This is a genomic window from Alkalihalobacillus sp. NPDC127517 (genome assembly GCF_050276055.1).
Lineage (GTDB): Bacteria > Bacillota > Bacilli > Bacillales > Bacillaceae_D > Alkalicoccobacillus.
On record NZ_JBNNQX010000007.1, the window covers coordinates 186,751 to 204,639 of the forward strand.

13 protein-coding genes are annotated in these 17,889 nt (G+C 39.4%); all 13 read left to right on the forward strand.

Going from position 1 to position 17,889, the window contains the following annotated elements; all coding sequences use genetic code 11:
- Window positions 1-304: 304 nt before the first annotated feature.
- Window positions 305-712, forward strand: coding sequence for an NUDIX hydrolase (locus ACQKKO_RS11655; RefSeq protein WP_498647314.1), 408 nt, complete (start codon window positions 305-307; stop codon window positions 710-712).
- Window positions 713-753: 41 nt separating this feature from the next.
- A complete protein-coding gene (locus ACQKKO_RS11660) occupies window positions 754-1,278 on the forward strand; it encodes a 5' nucleotidase, NT5C type (protein WP_498647316.1) in 525 nt (174 codons plus the stop codon).
- 18 nt (window positions 1,279-1,296) lie between these two features.
- The gene (locus ACQKKO_RS11665; protein WP_498647318.1) at window positions 1,297-1,683 is read left to right on the forward strand and encodes a VOC family protein; all 387 of its coding nucleotides are present in this window, start codon (window positions 1,297-1,299) and stop codon (window positions 1,681-1,683) included.
- Between the two features lie 33 nt (window positions 1,684-1,716).
- On the forward strand, window positions 1,717-2,355 hold the full coding sequence (locus ACQKKO_RS11670; protein ID WP_498647319.1) for a YesL family protein: 639 nt from the start codon (window positions 1,717-1,719) through the stop codon (window positions 2,353-2,355).
- 320 nt (window positions 2,356-2,675) lie between these two features.
- Complete coding sequence (locus ACQKKO_RS11675) at window positions 2,676-3,584, forward strand: ABC transporter permease (RefSeq protein WP_498647432.1); 909 nt, start codon at window positions 2,676-2,678, stop codon at window positions 3,582-3,584.
- Between the two features lie 12 nt (window positions 3,585-3,596).
- Complete coding sequence (locus ACQKKO_RS11680) at window positions 3,597-4,502, forward strand: carbohydrate ABC transporter permease (protein ID WP_498647321.1); 906 nt, start codon at window positions 3,597-3,599, stop codon at window positions 4,500-4,502.
- 87 nt (window positions 4,503-4,589) lie between these two features.
- Window positions 4,590-6,188: an extracellular solute-binding protein gene (locus ACQKKO_RS11685; protein WP_498647323.1), complete on the forward strand. Its 1,599-nt coding sequence runs from the start codon at window positions 4,590-4,592 to the stop codon at window positions 6,186-6,188.
- Window positions 6,189-6,270: 82 nt separating this feature from the next.
- Entirely contained in the window at window positions 6,271-7,641 is a 1,371-nt protein-coding gene (locus ACQKKO_RS11690) for an alpha-L-fucosidase (RefSeq protein ID WP_498647325.1), read from the forward strand.
- A gap of 32 nt (window positions 7,642-7,673) precedes the next feature.
- Window positions 7,674-10,775 carry an alpha-mannosidase gene (locus ACQKKO_RS11695; RefSeq protein ID WP_498647326.1) on the forward strand — a complete coding sequence of 1,034 codons (3,102 nt, stop codon included), beginning with the start codon at window positions 7,674-7,676 and terminating at the stop codon, window positions 10,773-10,775.
- A 30-nt stretch (window positions 10,776-10,805) separates the two neighbouring features.
- Complete coding sequence (locus tag ACQKKO_RS11700) at window positions 10,806-13,097, forward strand: glycoside hydrolase family 3 N-terminal domain-containing protein (protein ID WP_498647328.1); 2,292 nt, start codon at window positions 10,806-10,808, stop codon at window positions 13,095-13,097.
- A 121-nt stretch (window positions 13,098-13,218) separates the two neighbouring features.
- The gene (locus ACQKKO_RS11705; protein ID WP_498647329.1) at window positions 13,219-15,468 is read left to right on the forward strand and encodes a helix-turn-helix domain-containing protein; all 2,250 of its coding nucleotides are present in this window, start codon (window positions 13,219-13,221) and stop codon (window positions 15,466-15,468) included.
- A gap of 213 nt (window positions 15,469-15,681) precedes the next feature.
- Window positions 15,682-17,031, forward strand: a complete 1,350-nt coding sequence (locus ACQKKO_RS11710) for a glycoside hydrolase family 125 protein (RefSeq protein WP_498647331.1) — start codon at window positions 15,682-15,684, stop codon at window positions 17,029-17,031.
- Complete coding sequence (locus ACQKKO_RS11715; RefSeq protein WP_498647333.1) at window positions 17,015-17,887, forward strand: sugar phosphate isomerase/epimerase family protein; 873 nt, start codon at window positions 17,015-17,017, stop codon at window positions 17,885-17,887. The genes ACQKKO_RS11710 and ACQKKO_RS11715 overlap by 17 nt, the downstream gene beginning before the upstream one ends.
- Window positions 17,888-17,889: the final 2 nt, after the last annotated feature.

A 17,889-nucleotide genomic window follows, 5' to 3' on the forward strand; every position in this document is an offset into this window, starting at 1 on the left:
AGAATCAATTAAAAAACGGCGAATGATTCTATGATCGAATCATTCGCCGTTCGTATTTTTGCATCATTTACTAAGACCAGCGGGTGTGAACCCGAGACTCCTACGGAACAGAACGCGGTGAAGACACTGTAGCGGCGCTTTTCCCGCGGAAGGGGCTGAGGCCGTTCTTGTGGGTGGGAGGGATTCTCCTGCAGCGGCTTGTTTCCTATGTGCGTGTTTTGTCATCCGCATTAATGTAATGTCCCATCTTTTTTTAAAGGAATCTTGCTGAGTGTATCGAATGCTTGTTAAGAGGAGTGATCAAATGAGTGTACCTAAACACATTGTGTCTGCGGCAGCGATTGTCTTAAATGGTCAGAACGAATTACTACTGGTAAAGAACCCACATAGGGGGTGGGAAATGCCTGGTGGTCAAGTGGAAGAAGGTGAATCCATTGAATATGCTGCGATTCGAGAAACAGAAGAAGAGAGTGGAATCATCATTGAGATTACGGGGTTCTGTGGAATTTATCAAAATGTAGAAAGGTGTATCTGTAATACACTGTTTTTAGGAAAGCCTATAGGAGGAGAGTGCCGGCCTTCAAACGAAAGTGATGAAGTCGCATTTTTTCCATTAGAGAAAGCACTACCTATGGTCAAATGGCAAAACTTCAGAGAGCGAATTGAAAAAAGTTTAAATCCAGCAGAGCACCCTTTCTTTGTGACATTTTGATACACTAAGGAAAGCAACTAAAGAAATAGGAAGTGAATGAAATGAAAAAGCGAATTGCCATTGATATGGATGAAGTAATGGCTGACTTTATCCCGAAGCATTTGTCCTTATATAACAAAGAGTATAAGGACGAGATTAAGATTGAGGACTTACATGGGTGCACGTTAGAGTCACTCAGACCAGAACTTGAAGATAAGATTAAGGGCTACATTAAAGACCCTACATTCTTCCGTGATCTTGCAGTGATGAAGGATAGTCAGGAAGTTATTGAAGAATTAACCCAGACGTATGAAGTATACATAACAACCGCAGCTATGGAATATCCAACATCTTTTACAGCCAAGTACGAATGGTTGAGGGAGCACTTTCCTTTTCTAAGCGATCTGAACATTGTCTTTTGCGGAAAGAAAAGCATCATCCGAGCTGACTATTTGATTGATGATAACTCAAGGCATTTCAAAACCTTTAAAGGACAAGGAATCCTCTACACAGCTCCTCACAATATACATGAAACAGGTGTCGTTCGGGTGAATAACTGGAAGGAAGTACGAGATTATTTTTTATAAGAATAGGAGTGGATCGGCTTGTCGATAAAACTGGACATGGTAGGTATAGTGGTTAAGGATATGAAGCGGGCGCTAGACTTTTATCGCACGTTAGGATTTAAAATCTCTTCCGAAATGGACAACCAGGCCCATGTAGAAGTAAATCAAGGTGGAGTGAGGCTTGCCTTTGATACGGTAGAGGTTGCGACTTCTGTCTATGGGTCGTGGGAAGAACCTACAGGTCATCGGATTGAGTTAGCGTTTACCTGTGAGGATGCAAAGTCCTTAAATGATTTATATGAAAGAGTCATGGAGCAAGGATACGTTAGCTATAAAGAGCCATGGGATGCGTTTTGGGGACAGCGCTATGCCATTATTCATGATCCGGATGGGAATTTGATTAGTCTATTTAGTGATAACAACTAGAGTTATAATCTTGTTCATGAGAGGTGTAAGCCAATGAATATCATAAAAGTTCTTTATGAGTGTAGTAATTGGTTAGCTAAGGTTATGTATCTTCACATATTGTGGGTTCTATTCACACTTGCTGGCTTGGTCGTTCTTGGTATCACGCCGGCAACGATGGCCCTGTGTTCAGTCGTTCATAAATGGTACGACAAAGATTTTGACTTTCCTATATTTAAGCAATTCTATTCAACCTATAAGGCTCAATTTAAGAAATCCAACATACTGGGTTTACTCTTAATGGGTGTTGGATTGTTCCTTTATATTGATCTAAAGATCTCGGAAGAATTGATCCAGTCATTTTATTTACATGCGGTGATCCTTTTCATTTGTTTTGTCTATCTCATTACGGTCATTTATATGTTCACTATATTCGTCAGATATGAGTTACCTTTGTTCACCTATTTTAAACAATCTCTATTTATTGCGTTAGCAAGACCGATGGAGACCATAGCGATTATGCTCAGCCTATTCATCCTATATTTTTTGTTTAGCTTCGTCCCGGTTCTATTTATCTTTGCGGGTTCTTCAATTATTTTTACTCCGATTGTATGGTTTTCCTATCGCGCTTGTTTATTAGTCGAAGAGAAGAAATTACATGTTCTAAATAACACCATCTCGCAGACTAAATAGTATAATCTTAAGAGGCTACATAGGTAGCTTCTTTTTATGTGGTCCGACTGAAAGACTTGTGTATGCTACTCTTTAGAGAGATGTCATAACATACACATTTCATCAAGAAGCACATATTTGCGTATGAGTAAGCCTTATTTATGTAAGCGATTTCATATGCTGTTTCTATTATTGTGTTAATTTTTTGAAAACAACATATTGATACTATTTCTCTGGCAGTGCTACGATTGGAGCAATTTAAGAGAAGGAGGTATTCAATGAAACTACAACCAAAAACGCTACCTGTAGAAAAGACACATACTACAATTCCACCAAAAAAAATGAGAAATAAACAGACTAAAAAGATCCTACAAAATTGGCAGCTTTACATATTTATTTTACCCGCTTTTCTTTACTTCTTTATCTTTCATTACATGCCCTTGTATGGATTGCAGATTGCGTTCAAAGATTTCACTCCTGTTGCAGGAATAACAGGAAGTGAATGGGTCGGGTTTAAGCATTTTGTAAGGTTCTTTGAATCGTATTATTTCTGGGATCTAATTAAAAATACACTTGGACTTAGCGTATATGAGTTAATTGTTGGATTTCCTTTACCTATCATACTGGCACTTCTGTTAAACGAAGTGAAAGATAGCTTCTTCAAACGAACCGTTCAAACCGTAACCTATGCTCCTCACTTTATATCAGTTGTAGTCATCGCGGGAATGGTCATCGCCTTTTTATCACCAGTAACAGGGATTATCAATCATGGTATTCAGCTAATGGGATTTGAACCAATTGCGTTTATGACAGACCCTGCTTGGTTTAAAACAGTTTATGTGTTTTCTGGTGTGTGGCAAAGTACGGGTTGGGGTACCATCATCTATTTGGCAGCCTTATCGGGTGTAGATCCACAGCATCATGAGTCGGCCGTCGTTGAAGGTGCAAATCGCTTACAACGAATATGGCATATCAATATTCCATTTATCTTTCCAACGATGGTTATTCTTCTCATCATGAACGTTGGAAACATTATGGCACTAGGCTTCGAGAAAATTTTATTATTCCAGAATCCACTGAATCTTGAATCCTCAAATGTCATTGCCACATTTGTTTATAAAGCTGGACTTCTAGATGCACAGTATAGTTTTGCTGCAGCTGTTGGTTTATTTAATGCAGTCATTAACGCTATTCTACTAATCGTTGTGAACCAAATAGCAAGAAAAACGAGTGAAACAAGCTTATGGTAAAGGGGGTAACTTATGAATACTTCAATACAAGAAACAAAAATAGATAAGCTGTTTAAAGGATTTGTTTATTTTTGTTTGACTCTTGCTTTGATAGCCGTTTTGTATCCCCTCATCTATATCATCAGTGCTTCAGTTAGCAGTCCTTCTTCAGTGAATAGTGGACAGATGTGGCTCTACCCTATCGATATAACGTTTGCTGGGTACGAAATGATCTTTCAAAATAGTCAAATCTGGAGAGGTTATTTAAATACAATTTTTTATACAGCTCTTGGAACGCTAATAAACTTGCTTGTAACCATTCCTGCTGCCTATGCCTTATCACGTAAGGATTTTTTCGGAAGAGGTTTCTTCACCGCTATGTTTGTTTTAACCATGTTTTTTAGTGGGGGATTAATTCCAACTTACTTAGTGGTTAGGGATCTAGGCTTAATCGATACAATTTGGGCGATGGTCTTACCAAATGCAGCAGCCGTATGGAATATTATCATTGCTCGAGTGTTTTTCCAATCAACGATACCAAAAGGATTAGAAGAAGCTGCAACCATTGATGGAGCCTCAAACTTTAAGATGTTCATGAAAATTATTCTGCCTCTCTCAGCACCAATCATCGCAGTAATGGCCTTGTTTTACGGCGTTGGCCATTGGAATGGTTACTTTAACGCATTGATTTATTTATCTGATCGTAATTTGTATCCTCTTCAAATGGTACTGAGAGAAATCCTTGTTCTGAATGAATTGTCATCAAACAATACTCAGATTACTGGGGAGATGGCGGAAGCGCTTCATAGTAAACAACAGCTTGCTGCGATCGTTAAATACGGAGTCATGATTGTTTCTACATTACCAATTATCATTGTCTATCCTTTCTTACAACGTTTTTTTGTGAAAGGTGTAATGATCGGTTCTTTAAAAGGGTGAGCCTTCTTTACGTTAAATTGGGGGTGAATAGTAAACGGGCCAATATCACTGATTATCGCTTCAACAAAAACGAGAGGGGTTAGTAGAATGAAAAAAACGTTAGCGCTTTCTTTAACCGCAGTTGGTTGTTTAGGATTTATAGCCGCATGCAGTTCAGATGATGCAAATACGGATAGCTCGTCACCATCTAGTTCAAATGTTGAAATCAACAAGGAAGGTTTCCCTATTGTTGATGAAGAAATCACGCTCTCATTAATGGCTCCAGGCACCGGTATGGCCGAGTGGAAGGATATGCCTACACTTTCGGAATATAGTGAGTTAACGAATATTGCATTTGATTACACTACTCCTCCAATGAGTGATTTTGGAACTAGACTTAACTTGGCGTTTGCTAGTGGAGATGTAGCTGACATTATTTACGGGGCAGGTAGTGGCAATCTAACACCTGGTATGGAGGTTGATTACGGGAGGCAAGGAATCTTAATTCCGTTAGAAGAACTGATTGCTGAATATGCACCTAATATCCAAAAGCTTTTAGATGAAAATCCGGAAATCGCTAAGTCCATCACAACAGTAGACGGCCACATCTATTCGCTTCCTGCCATTAATCAGCATCCAAACGCTGGATGGGCTGTTCCAATGTGGTATAACGGCGCTTGGCTTGATGCATTAGATGTCGAAGAATTACCTAAAACAACGGATGAACTTTATGATTTGCTTGTTCGGTTTAAAGAAGAGGATCCAAATGGTAACGGTGAAGCTGACGAAATCCCTTTACTTGATGTTCAAATGAATGGCACGCGTAAGGCGTTCTTAGCTGCTTTTGGCATGAAGGATTGGGGAGTAGAAGAGGTTGACGGTGTGATTCGTTATGCTCCAAGCACCGAGAACTATAAAGAATATCTAGCTTATATGAATAAGTTATATGAGGAAGGTTTACTTGATCCTGAGACCTTCTCACAATCTGATGAGCAGAAAAAAGCCAAAGGTCAAGAGAACAAATTAGGTCTATTCCCTGATTGGTTCTCATTCTTCACAACAGGTGAAACAGAGGAAGAATCAATAAACAATCCGATGTTCCATCCTTTATCTAGCCCTATGACAGATGAGCCACTGATTCCAATTAATCCTGGTATCTCTAGAGGAACGTTTTCAATCACTAGCTCAAATGAACATCCAGAGGCATCCATTCGCTGGGTAGATTACTTTTATTCTGAAGAAGGATCTGAGTACTTAAATGGAGGCCCTGAAGGCTATCTATTTGAGGTAGACGATAATGGAAATAAAGTTGATTTGGACCTGCCAGCAGGGTATGAAAGTACAGAGGAATACCGTGGAACGTTAACTCCGGCATATGGCATCCCAACACCAACACTAGTTATGCGATATGAAGATGATGATCTATCTGAGTTTGATCAGTTTCTAGATGAAGAAACAGCAGAAAAGGTGGATGCATATGGTGAAGTGCCCATTCCATTATTGTATCTAACCAATGAGGAACAGGAGATTGTGAACACGATAGAAGTGGATCTACAGTCTTACGTTGAACAATTAGAAGCTCGGTTTATTACAGGAGTTGAACCGCTATCTAATTGGGATAAATACGTTGAGACCATTGAAGGCATGAATATAGAAAAATATGTTGAAATCTATCAAGAAGCTTACGATCGTTGGGCAAGCAGTTAACTGATGGGATATAAGCTCGTATCATACTTGAAGCTAAGTAGAATACGAGCTTTTTCTAATTGAAATCAGTAAGGAGGATCATATGAATACAAACGAACAATCATTGGAAATCGATGAAGGGATTCATTCTTATACGAATGAAAAAAGATGGGTGAAGCCGCACGAAAAAGCTCTTCTAGAGCAACTTGAGTGGTTTAAAGATCAAAAACTCGGGATTATGATGCATTGGGGACCATATTCGCAACTCGGCATTGTAGAATCATGGGCATTGAGTGACGAGGATGCAGAATGGTCAAGAGAAGAGATAGATTGGGAATCGGATAGTGAAATGTTTAAGCAACAGTATGTAGATCTTAACAAAACATTTAATCCATTGCGTTTTGAGCCAGAAAAGTGGGCTGAAGTCGCAAGTGAAAATGGCTTCAAATATTTAGTGTTTACAACAAAGCATCATGATGGGTTTGCCATGTGGGATACACACACAACCGAGTACAAGATTACAGGACGTGAGTGTCCGTTTCATTCAAACCCTAAAGCAGATATTTGTAAAGAACTCTTTGATGCATTTAGAGCAAAAGGTCTTCCGATCTCTGCCTATTTCTCGAAAGCTGACTGGCATGTTCCATCCTATTGGGCTAAGGACATGCAAGAAGGTTCAAACATGTGGCGTGGGCCGAGTTATAACCCTTTGGAACACCAAGAGCTATGGGACGAATTTGTTCGATTTACTCACAAACAAATGAACGAATTATTAACAGGGTACGGAAGGATCGAAGTCTTGTGGCTAGATGCGGGATGGGTATCTGCTGCTAATAACCAGGATATTCGGTTAGGGGAAGTGGTGGAGCGAGCGAGAAAAACACAGCCTTGGCTACTCGCTGCGGATCGAACTGTAGGTGGTAAGTATGAGAATATCATCACTCCAGAACAAACAGTTCCATCAGAAGTTATGCATGTACCGTGGGAAGCATGTATCACTATGGGAAGTGCGTTCTCTTTTCGATATGAAGATATATATAAATCAGGGCGAGAGCTCGTCCATTTGTTGTTAGAAGTAGTTGCTAAGGGTGGGAATCTAGCTCTTAATGTAGCACCACAACCAGATGGAAGACTACCTCGAGGTGCCTTAACCAGTATGAATGAACTCGGATCATGGTTATCTACTTACGGGGATGGCATCTATGGTACAAGACCAGTTGCGCCCTATTTTCAAGGCGGGTATGCCCTCACACAGAAGGATCACAGCGTCTATGTCTTTTATTTAAATGATGAAATAGATTCTTCTACAGAAAAGTTCATTCTTCCTTATTTTAATGAAGTGCAACAAGTAGAGCTTGTTTCTCCAAAGAGAGAGCTCTCTTTTAAGCAAACGACTGAAGGAATTCATCTGACGCTACCTTCGGACACAAAAGTATTGGATGACTCTTATGCGTATGCCTTCAGATTAACGTAACTAATCAACGAGAAAAGAGGAGCTGTTACCCTGTGCAACAAATAAGAAGATGTATTCAGTATGTGGGTTCGCTAGTAAATACCCAAACACAAGTAACGGAAGATTGGCAAGCCGTACGAGCTTATTATAAACAACCTGGAGAATATGAGTTTAAGGACTCAACCCCTTTTTCCATAAGAGTGGGAGATAAGCTAATTGAATCAGGGGAGACCTTATTTATAGAAGGTGAACTAACTACCCCTCCTTCATTTGAGGGAAAAGAGTATGGTTTGGAATTTAAAGTGGGGCAACCTGGCATTCCTACGAACCATGAGGGTTTAGTTTATCTAAACGGGGTCCCTTACCATGGAATTGATCGAAACCGCAGTTATATTCCTTTACCAAAGCAAAAATCTTTCCATTTAAAGATCGAACTATTTAATCCTACAGCTCAAGTCGTGGATCAACTAAATTTTCAAAACGCGCCAGCTGAGTTTGATCCCGCTCCTCTTTATTTACTTGAAAGTAAATGGGTGCAACCGAACAAAGCGCTTGAGGATTTATATTATACGATGAAAGTATACTATGAATCAGCTATGTTCCTTCCCGAGGAGGGATTAACAAAACAAACATTACTAGGTGAGTTAATAGGATTGAACGATTGGATTAATAACACGTCAAAGGAAATTTTGACCCATCAACCAGATACAATTCATGAGAAGGTCAGGACCTTTCTTCAGTCTGTTGAAAAGCTAGATTTAAACGTCGGCGGTACTATGCATATGGTTGGTCAGTCCCATATTGATTTAGCTTGGTTATGGCCGATGAAGGAAGCTGTCCGAAAAACAAGTCGCACCTTTTCGACGATGAGTACGCTGCTCGATCAGTACAGTCACTTTACATATGCCCAAAGTCAACCACAAGCCTATGAATATGTGAAGACATACTTTCCGGAGCTTTATAAGCGTGTGAAAAAGCATGTGAAGGATGAACGATGGGAAATCGTTGGTGGGATGTGGGTAGAGCCCGATTTAAATATTCCTTCCGGTGAATCATTAGTACGTCAGCTCATATACGGGATGGAGTTCTTCAAGGATGAGTTTAATGTACAGCCTAAGATTGAATGGTTGCCAGATACATTTGGCTATTGCGCATCACTTCCTCAATTGCTTAAGAAATCAGGCTTGGATTACTTTATGACAACAAAAATGAACTGGAGCGACACGAACCCATTCCCATATGATTTGTTTCACTGGGAGGGCATAGATGGCACGTCCATTCTTTCCTACCTTAATCACGGGATTAACGAATATACCCATCCAAAGGAAGTGAAGGAACACTGGGATAGCTTTAAGCAAAAGAATGAACTTCCTGAACAAATGCTTTTATATGGGCACGGCGACGGTGGGGGTGGAGTGACAAAAGAAATGCTTGAGTACGTCAAGCGTTCTGAAAATCTACCCGGGTTACCGCTCCAGAAAAATAGTACTGCTCATGAATTTTTTAAGAGAGCAGAAAATGCAAGTGCTATTCTCCCAAAGTGGGTAGGAGACTTATATCTTGAATTACACCGCGGAACATATACGACTCATGCGAAAAATAAGCGCTGGAATCGAAAGGCAGAGATCTTGTATCGCGAAGCGGAAATGTGGTCGGCTTTAGCACCAGTAGCTATTCGTGAAGATGATATGAAAACATTAAAAGAAGGCTGGAAGCTGCTATTATTTAACCAATTTCATGACATCATTCCAGGTACGTCCATCCCAGAGGTATATGTGAAATCTGAGGAGGATTATAGGGAAGTCTTCTCTATTGGTAATAAATTGAAAGAACAAGCGATGTCCGTTATTACCAAGGAAATGAATACGGAGGGAGAGGGAGAACCATACGTATTGTTTAATAGCTTGTCGTGGGATCGAGACGAAGTCATTGAACTAAGAGGAGGAAGAGAGCTTTTAAATCTTTCAGTCTATGATGAAAACAATCAAGAGGTAAAAAGTGATCTGCTTTATAAAGGAGAAGATGAAATCCATCTATCATTTATCGCTTTAAAGATTCCACAATTGGGCTATAAGACCGTATGGTTGCGCCCTAATCGTAACACGCAAATAAATAATCATCCTTCTGTCTTTAATGGAAGCTGGGAAACATCTTACTACCTGATTGAATGGAATGACAACGGTGAGATATCAAGACTATATGATAAGTTTGCAAGTAGAGAGGTTCTACTCCATGGTGCGCTGGCAAACCAATTCCAGCTGTTTCATGATAAACCAACGTATTGGGACGCATGGGATATTGATCCGAAGTTCAACAGCCAAGAGGCTAACAAGCCAAAACTAGTTTCTGTTGAGGTGGCACTTAAAGGGAAAACAAAGGATGTGCTTCGTTTCCAATGGTCTTTATCGGACTCTATAATTTGGCAGGATGTCATCTTATATCATCATTCATCTAGAATAGACTTTCAAACTAAGGTTGAATGGAGAGAAACACATAAGCTCTTAAAAGTTGCTTTTCCGGTTGATATTCAAACGACAAAAGCCACATTTGAGATACCGTTTGGAGCCATTGAACGAGCAACACATACAAATACTAGTTGGGAACATGCACAATTTGAAGTGTGTGGTCACCGATTTGCAGATTTGTCCGAAGGGAATTATGGTGTGAGTCTCTTAAATGATTGTAAGTATGGCTACGATGTAAAAGGGAAAACGATACGTCTCTCACTTTTAAGAGCGCCTAAATGGCCAGATCCAACCGCTGACCAGGGAGAGCACCATTTTACGTATTCACTTTACCCTCATCAAGGAAATTGGATTGATGCAAATGTGACAAAAAAGGGATATGAACTCAATCACCCCATATCAATCTATCAAACAGATCGACACAAGGGATCACTCCCACCACAAAAAAGCTTCATTCAAACGGATACATCACATGGGTTAATTGATACAGTAAAGCACTCTGAAACTGGGAAGGGAATAGCGTTAAGACTTTATGAGTCATGCGGGAGTAGAGATGCGTTTTCAATCCATTCAGATGTATTAAAAGGAAAGGCATACGAAACGAACTTATTAGAAAAACACCCTAAGGAAGTGGCGTCAGAGAAATTTTCATTATTACCGTTTGAAGTAAAGACCATTGTTTATGAGTAACTACCTTTTTGAAGTAGAGGTGAGTGTAACATGAAGTATGAAAATAGCCGGATGTCAATCAGTGAACGAGTGGAAGACTTATTAGAGCAAATGACATTGGAGGAAAAAGTAGGTCAGCTGAACCAAAAGATGTACGGTTGGGAGGCATACAGGAAAACGGAAAGTGGGATTGAATTAACTGAGGCCTTTAAAGAACATGTTGCTCTAGGAAAAGGGATGGGCGCCTTATACGGTTTGTTTCGATCCGACCCTTGGTCAGCTGTGACTTATGAGAATGGCATTCCTACAGAAGAGAATGTGAAGGTCTCCAATATGATACAGCAGTATGTTAAAGAACATACAAGACTTGGTATACCTGTATTGCTTTCAGAAGAGTGTCCTCATGGGCATCAGGCTTTAGATGGAACAGTGATCCCAACAAACATAGGTGTTGGTTCTACTTGGAATCCTGGGCTGATGGAAGAAGCGTACAAACATGTGGCCCTAGAGATTCAATCAAGAGGAGCACATGTAGGATTAATCTCAACCTTAGATTTGTTAAGAGATCCGCGTTGGGGTAGATCTGAGGAATGTTATAGTGAAGATCCTTTTCTAGCAGCTGAAATGACAAAGGCTGCTGTTACAGGACTCCAAGGAAAGCCTACAGATAAGGATTACCCTAGGATAGCGGCTGTTTTAAAGCATTTTGCTGCTCAAGGAGCTAGCGAAGGAGGGTTGAATGCAGGAACGGTTGCGATCGGTGAACGAGAGCTACGCGAAATTCATCTACCTGGTATGAAAGCAGGTGTAGAGGCAGGAGCTTTAGGATGTATGGCTGCCTATAATGAAATTGATGGGATACCTTGTCATGCGAATGCTAGATTGCTTACTGAGATCCTTCGTGATGAATGGGGTTTTAATGGGATTGTTATGGCTGATGGAACAGCTGTTGATCGATTAAATTCGATGACTGGAAGCTATGAAAAATCAGGTGCTTTAGCACTTCAGTCTGGAGTCGATCTGAGTCTTTGGGATGTTTCCTTCACTCAATTGAATGGTGCTGTGAAAAAAGGCTTCGTCAGTGAAGAATACGTCGATGAAGCAGTACGCAGGGTGCTAAACTTGAAATTTTCGCTAGGGTTGATGGATCAAACGTTCTCTGAAGCAGACTACAAAAAGACAGTGGTAGGAAGTAATGAATTTAAGGAAGTGAACCTACAAGTAGCTCGAGAATCAATTATTCTCCTAAAGAACAAAGATCAAATCTTACCGCTCAAACGAAAAATGAAAAAGATTGCCGTCGTTGGTCCAAATGCTGATCAGATCTATCACCAGCTAGGAGACTATACGGCCATTCAAGCTCCTCACAAAGGAAAAACGATTTTAGAAGGAATTATCGATCAGAGTGAGGCAGTTGTTACCTATGCAAAAGGCTGTAATATAAGGGAAATGTCTAAACAAGGGTTTAAAGAGGCTGTTCAGCTTGCAGAGGAAGCTGATGTGGTCATAGCAGTAATTGGGGGCAGTAGTGCTAGGAACTTTGATATTGATTTTGATATCAATGGTGCAGCAATTGTATCCAATAATCCCTCTGATATGGATTGTGGAGAAGGGGTTGACGTTGCAGATCTAACGCTTGGGGGAGTGCAGGAACAATTCATTCATGAGCTTGCACGAACAGGTACGCCAGTTATAGCTGTGTTAATACAAGGAAGACCTCATGCAATGACATCGATAGTAGACCATTGTCAGGCGATCCTATGCGGATGGTATCCTGGCCAAGAAGGTGGAACAGCTATAGGTGAAGTTCTTTTCGGCAATGTGAATCCAAGTGGGAAATTACCTGTCTCTATACCGCGGTCAAGTGCACAGTTACCTGTTTACTACAACGCGAAAGATCAAAGCAGCCAGCTTAGGTATCTCGACATGGAGCGCGCACCACTCTTTTCGTTTGGGTATGGTCTAAGCTATACAACGTTTGTTTATCAACATGCTCGCTTGCTCCAAGACAAAATAACTGTGAAAGAACTTAACAATGGAAAACGCATATTCATTCATGTTGATATACTAAACAGTGGAAGGGTAGAAGGATCTGAAGTCGTTCAACTCTATATTAAAGATGTAGAAGCGAGTGTGACTCAACGAAAATCCGTATTACGAGGATTTAAGAAAGTCATGCTCTCGCCAGGTGAAAAGAGAACTCTCTCATTAGATATAGGAAAAGAAGATTTGTCGCTATGGAATAACAAAATGCAAGAAGTTTTAGAACCTGGGCTTTTTCATCTTCTAGTTGGCGGTAGTTTACAATCACCAATTCAACTTGATTTAACAATAGTCGAGTGACAAAAAAGTTCAAAAATTATTCAAAGAGAGGTATACTTAATACAAAATGTAAGGGTTTTCATTAAATTAGACTTATGTTTTTAGCAAAAGACTGGTGGGAGGGGAAAGGATGCTTCGGAACATGAAAAATAGATCCAAGCTACTTTATAAATATATCATCTCCTACCTGCTCATTTTTCTTGTACCTTTTATTGTAATGAGTGTAGTAATCTACTTTAATGCCGTCTCAAGCTTACGAGAAGAGATAGAGAGCTCAAATATCTATAATCTGGAACAAGTAAGAAACTTAACAGATGACAGATTGTCTGAACTAGAGACGATTACAACGCGGATCTCATTTGATCCAAGGCTGACTCCTTATATGATGAACCATGGGTATTATGGGAAAGAAGCCATTAATGAGCTGAAAAAGTACAAAGCAAACAGTGCCATCATTGAAGAATTATTCGTGTATTACTACAACGATGAAACCTTATTTTCTACAAACGGTTTATATTCAATAGACGCATTAATGCAGAATAGCAATCAATTAGAGAGGTTTGGTAAAGAAAACTTACTCATGGATTTAAGAACAGATCTCCCTCTAATTCGGACAGTTGATGATTTTGAAATCAATTCAGAGACGCATGAAAATTTAATTGTGTATTATTTACCCGTTAAATTAAATTCGGTTACTCCGTACGGAACGGCAATGTACTTTATTGAAGAGTCAACACTCATAAGTATGATCCAAAACATTTTAGGTGATATGGAAGGGAATGTGTATGTTTTCGATGAAGGTGGGCAAGTCATTGCCTCTACGATTCACGATGACTCAATTAGCGCTCCAAATGTAATTTCCTTGTTAAACAATGCGAATGGAATTGACACCATAGGGATAAACGGTAAAGAGTATTCGACTGTTTCTGTTCAGTCAGGTATGAGTGGCTGGACATTTGTAACGGTTATGGATCCAAGTCAGTTATTTAGTAAGTTATCGAATATGCAGTATATAGTAGCTTTCTTTTTGGTCTCCTTGTTCATTGTAGGTATCATTTTGGCAGTGGTATTTGGGAAGAATCAATACAAACCAATAAGAGCGTTATCTGACATTGCTAAAAAAGGAGAAGACGCCTCTTTCGCATCAGGTTTATATACCAACGAGAATGAGTTAGAAACAATTGGGAGGTCATTTACAACATTATATCAACACCATGAAATATTAAACGAAACGGTTTATTTACATCAACCCTTTGCGAAAGAACAATTTCTCCTTAGATTACTAAAAGGGTCCTTTGAGTATCAACATGAATTGGCCGCTATGATGGATTCGTTAGATATTTCAATCGTAGAAGGAAACCATTTTGTAGCAACCTTGCATTTTGAGGCAGGTTCGTTTTGTGAAGAGAACATTTGTGAAAAAGATCAATTGATTCAGAAGCTACATGAGGTTCATTTGAATGGAACAAGAGTGTATGCAGTGGACCTACTATACTCGGATTCTATTGCAATCTTAGTGAGTACTTCAGCTAGCTCAACCACTGTAATCGATCAACAGATAGCAATCATCCAAACGTACATCAATCAATACTTTGAAAGATTTCCTACTATTTGTGTAGGGCAGTCCTATAGCTCGTTGGAAAAGGTTAATCGCTCATATATTGAAGCACTTGCTACTGCTGAGTACAAGTTTACAAAACCTCTTGGCAGTATTTTATACTTTAAGGATATTGGAGAAACCTCACAGCCACTCATTGGCTACTTTAAGGAAGAGCAGATTAAATTTGTTCAGAGCTTAAAGCAGGGTGATGTAACGGTTGCCCATGAAATGCTTGGAGATATGTTTCAGGTCCTAGAACAGAAAAATCAATCCATTCATGAAATTAAATGCATTTGCTTTGATCTAATTAATACGACTTTAAAAACAGTTTCTGATATTGGATGCCAGGATCAGTTCATTGATTTAAACCAACTCATTGAATTTAAATCAATTGATGATCTCAAAAATCAACTGATGAACATTGTTGAGGATATCTGTGAAGAAGTCGAACGAAAGAAAGATAGTCACAATTCCAAACTAAGAGATGAGCTTCTTTCTTTTATTAGAGAAAACTATACATTGTATGAAATCTCATTAGAATTTGTAGCCAATCGTTTTTATCTATCTGTGTCCTATCTTAGCCGATTTATTAAAGAACAAACGGGTGTTACCTTTACTCAATTCATTCAAGATCTACGAATTCAGCATGTGAAAAATCAATTGACCCAATCAGATCAACCAATTAAAGAAATTGTGGTTCAAGTTGGATATAAGGATGTAGCTAACTTTATACGTAAGTTCAAAAAAATTGAAGGGGTCACTCCGGGGCAATATCGAAAACTCCATAAATAAGTGATTGTTTATCCGAAAAAGAATATGGAGATAAGAAACATATAGTTATAGATCTAACATACTTTTTGAAAGAACAGTCCTACATATTAGGCTTTCACGAAGCTCTCATTGATTAATTAGACTAAGGAGAGACAAACCAACATATTGAAGAACCTCCTTCTCCAATTTAAAATTGTAAGCAGTTACAATATTACGTGAGAGGTGGGTTTAGATATGGAGGAGAAAGTGCCAATTTCAATGTCAAATTTGGTTGATGAATTAAGAGAGCACCTTATTGATGATGAAAAAATGCAAGAATTATTTAGTAGCTGCTTTGTTAACACATACGAAACAACCATACGAAAACAAGAGGATGGGTCCACCTTTGTCATTACTGGTGATATCCCTGCTATGTGGTTAAGGGATTCAAGTGCTCAAGTACGCCCCTATCTACTCTTAGCCGAGCATGATCCTCACATGGCTGAGTTAATCGAAGGATTAATTATGAAGCAGTGTATATACATTAATCATGATCCGTATGCGAACGCATTCAACGAAGAACATAATGGGAATCGGTACCATGATGATCGCACTCTTATGACCCCTTTAATATGGGAAAGAAAATATGAAGTGGACTCCTTATGCTATCCGATTCAATTAGCCTACTTGTTTTGGAAATCCACCGGAAGAACAACACATATTAATAAAGAATTCTTAGAAGCTATTCAAAAGATCTTGTCTGTTTGGAAAACAGAACAACACCATCAAGAAAAATCCCCGTACTTTTTTGAACGTGACAATTGTCCTGCTCAAGATACATTATCTCATCTGGGAAAAGGAACTCCGGTAGCTTACACAGGTATGACCTGGAGCGGATTTCGTCCAAGTGATGATGCGTGTACATATGGCTATTTAATCCCTTCAAATATGTTTGCAGTTGTTGTCTTAAAACAATTGTATGAACTAGCAAAAGACGTCATACAGGATGAACGGTTAGCAATTGAAGCAATGACACTAGCAAATGAAATTGATCAAGGAATTCAAACGCATGGGATCGTACATCATCCTACGTATGGAACGATTTATGCATATGAAGTAGATGGTCTTGGTCATGTAAATTTAATGGATGATGCCAATGTTCCAAGTTTACTGTCTATCCCTTATCTCGGATATTGCGAGTTTGATGATCCGGTTTATCTCAATACAAGAGCATTTATTCTAAGTAAGGAAAACCCTTATTACTATGAAGGAACTGCTGCAAAAGGAATAGGAAGCCCGCATACACCTGATCAATATATCTGGCATATTGCGTTAGCGATACAAGGAATGACAACTACAGATAAAAGGGAGAAGGACTACATTCTCTCGTTATTCAGTTCAACGGATGCAAACGAAGGATTAATGCACGAAGGCTTTGATGTTAATAACCCTGGAAGCTTTACTCGGCCATGGTTTGCTTGGGCAAACTCGATGTTTAGTGAATTTCTTCTATCATATTGTGGATATGCAGTAAAAGGAAGTCCGCTTCAGCGATCACTTAAATCCGAAATAAATGGGGGATCTTTAAATGAAAGCAGGAATTAGCACATACAGCTTGTTAGAGGCAATTGAGTCTGGTGAGATGGATATTCTTGATGTTCTTCAATGGACGGCTGACCACGGAGGCGAACACGTTGAAATCGTCCCGTACGGTTTTACTCTAGTGGACAATGAATCTCTTGCAGCAAAAGTAAGGGAAAAAGCAGAAGATCTAGACCTTCTACTTTCAAGTTATTCAATGCCTGCTGATTTTGTAAAAGATACAGAGGAAGAATTTGAAACAGAAGTAAATCGAGTGAAAAAGCACGTCGATCTTTTGCATTATATGAATATCAGGCATTTAAGACATGATGTAACAGCCTTTACATTACCACCTGAAAAGAGGACCATTACGTATTTTGAGAATAGCCTTCCGCGTATTGTGGAAGGCAGCAAACGGATTGCAGATTATGCGGCCACATTTAATATTACAACTACGATAGAAAATCATGGAATGGCTGTTCAACATAGTGATAGAGTTCAGCGGGTCTTACAAGCGGTGAATAAACCAAACTTTAAAACCACAATAGACATTGGAAACTTTATGTGTGTCGATGAGGACCCCTTAGTTGGGGTGACTAAGAACCTTCCATATGCCTCGCTTGTACATGTGAAGGATTTTTATATAAGACCTAGTTACGAGGATCCTGGTGCAGGTAAATGGTTTAAGACGGCAAATGATAACTATCTAAGAGGAGCTATATTTGGCCAGGGAGACCTCCCTGTTAGAGAGCTGTTAAAGCGAATTAAACAATCTGGATATGATGGCTTTTTAACGCTGGAATTCGAAGGGATGGAAGAATGTCGATTAGGTACTCGCATTGGTTTAGACAACGTTAAAAGATTATGGGAAGAGTTATAACT

Excerpts from the sequence above, each read along its gene's own strand:
- ACQKKO_RS11705 (WP_498647329.1), top strand. The coding sequence starts at position 13,219 with ATGAAAAATAGATCCAAGCTACTTTATAAATATATCATCTCCTACCTG.
- ACQKKO_RS11710 (WP_498647331.1), top strand. The coding sequence starts at position 15,682 with ATGGAGGAGAAAGTGCCAATTTCAATGTCAAATTTGGTTGATGAATTA.
- ACQKKO_RS11700 (WP_498647328.1), top strand. The coding sequence starts at position 10,806 with ATGAAGTATGAAAATAGCCGGATGTCAATCAGTGAACGAGTGGAAGAC.
- ACQKKO_RS11690 (WP_498647325.1), top strand. The coding sequence starts at position 6,271 with ATGAATACAAACGAACAATCATTGGAAATCGATGAAGGGATTCATTCT.
- ACQKKO_RS11655 (WP_498647314.1), top strand. The coding sequence starts at position 305 with ATGAGTGTACCTAAACACATTGTGTCTGCGGCAGCGATTGTCTTAAAT.
- ACQKKO_RS11675 (WP_498647432.1), top strand. The coding sequence starts at position 2,676 with ATGAGAAATAAACAGACTAAAAAGATCCTACAAAATTGGCAGCTTTAC.
- ACQKKO_RS11670 (WP_498647319.1), top strand. The coding sequence starts at position 1,717 with ATGAATATCATAAAAGTTCTTTATGAGTGTAGTAATTGGTTAGCTAAG.
- ACQKKO_RS11715 (WP_498647333.1), top strand. The coding sequence starts at position 17,015 with ATGAAAGCAGGAATTAGCACATACAGCTTGTTAGAGGCAATTGAGTCT.
- ACQKKO_RS11660 (WP_498647316.1), top strand. The coding sequence starts at position 754 with ATGAAAAAGCGAATTGCCATTGATATGGATGAAGTAATGGCTGACTTT.
- ACQKKO_RS11680 (WP_498647321.1), top strand. The coding sequence starts at position 3,597 with ATGAATACTTCAATACAAGAAACAAAAATAGATAAGCTGTTTAAAGGA.
- ACQKKO_RS11685 (WP_498647323.1), top strand. The coding sequence starts at position 4,590 with ATGAAAAAAACGTTAGCGCTTTCTTTAACCGCAGTTGGTTGTTTAGGA.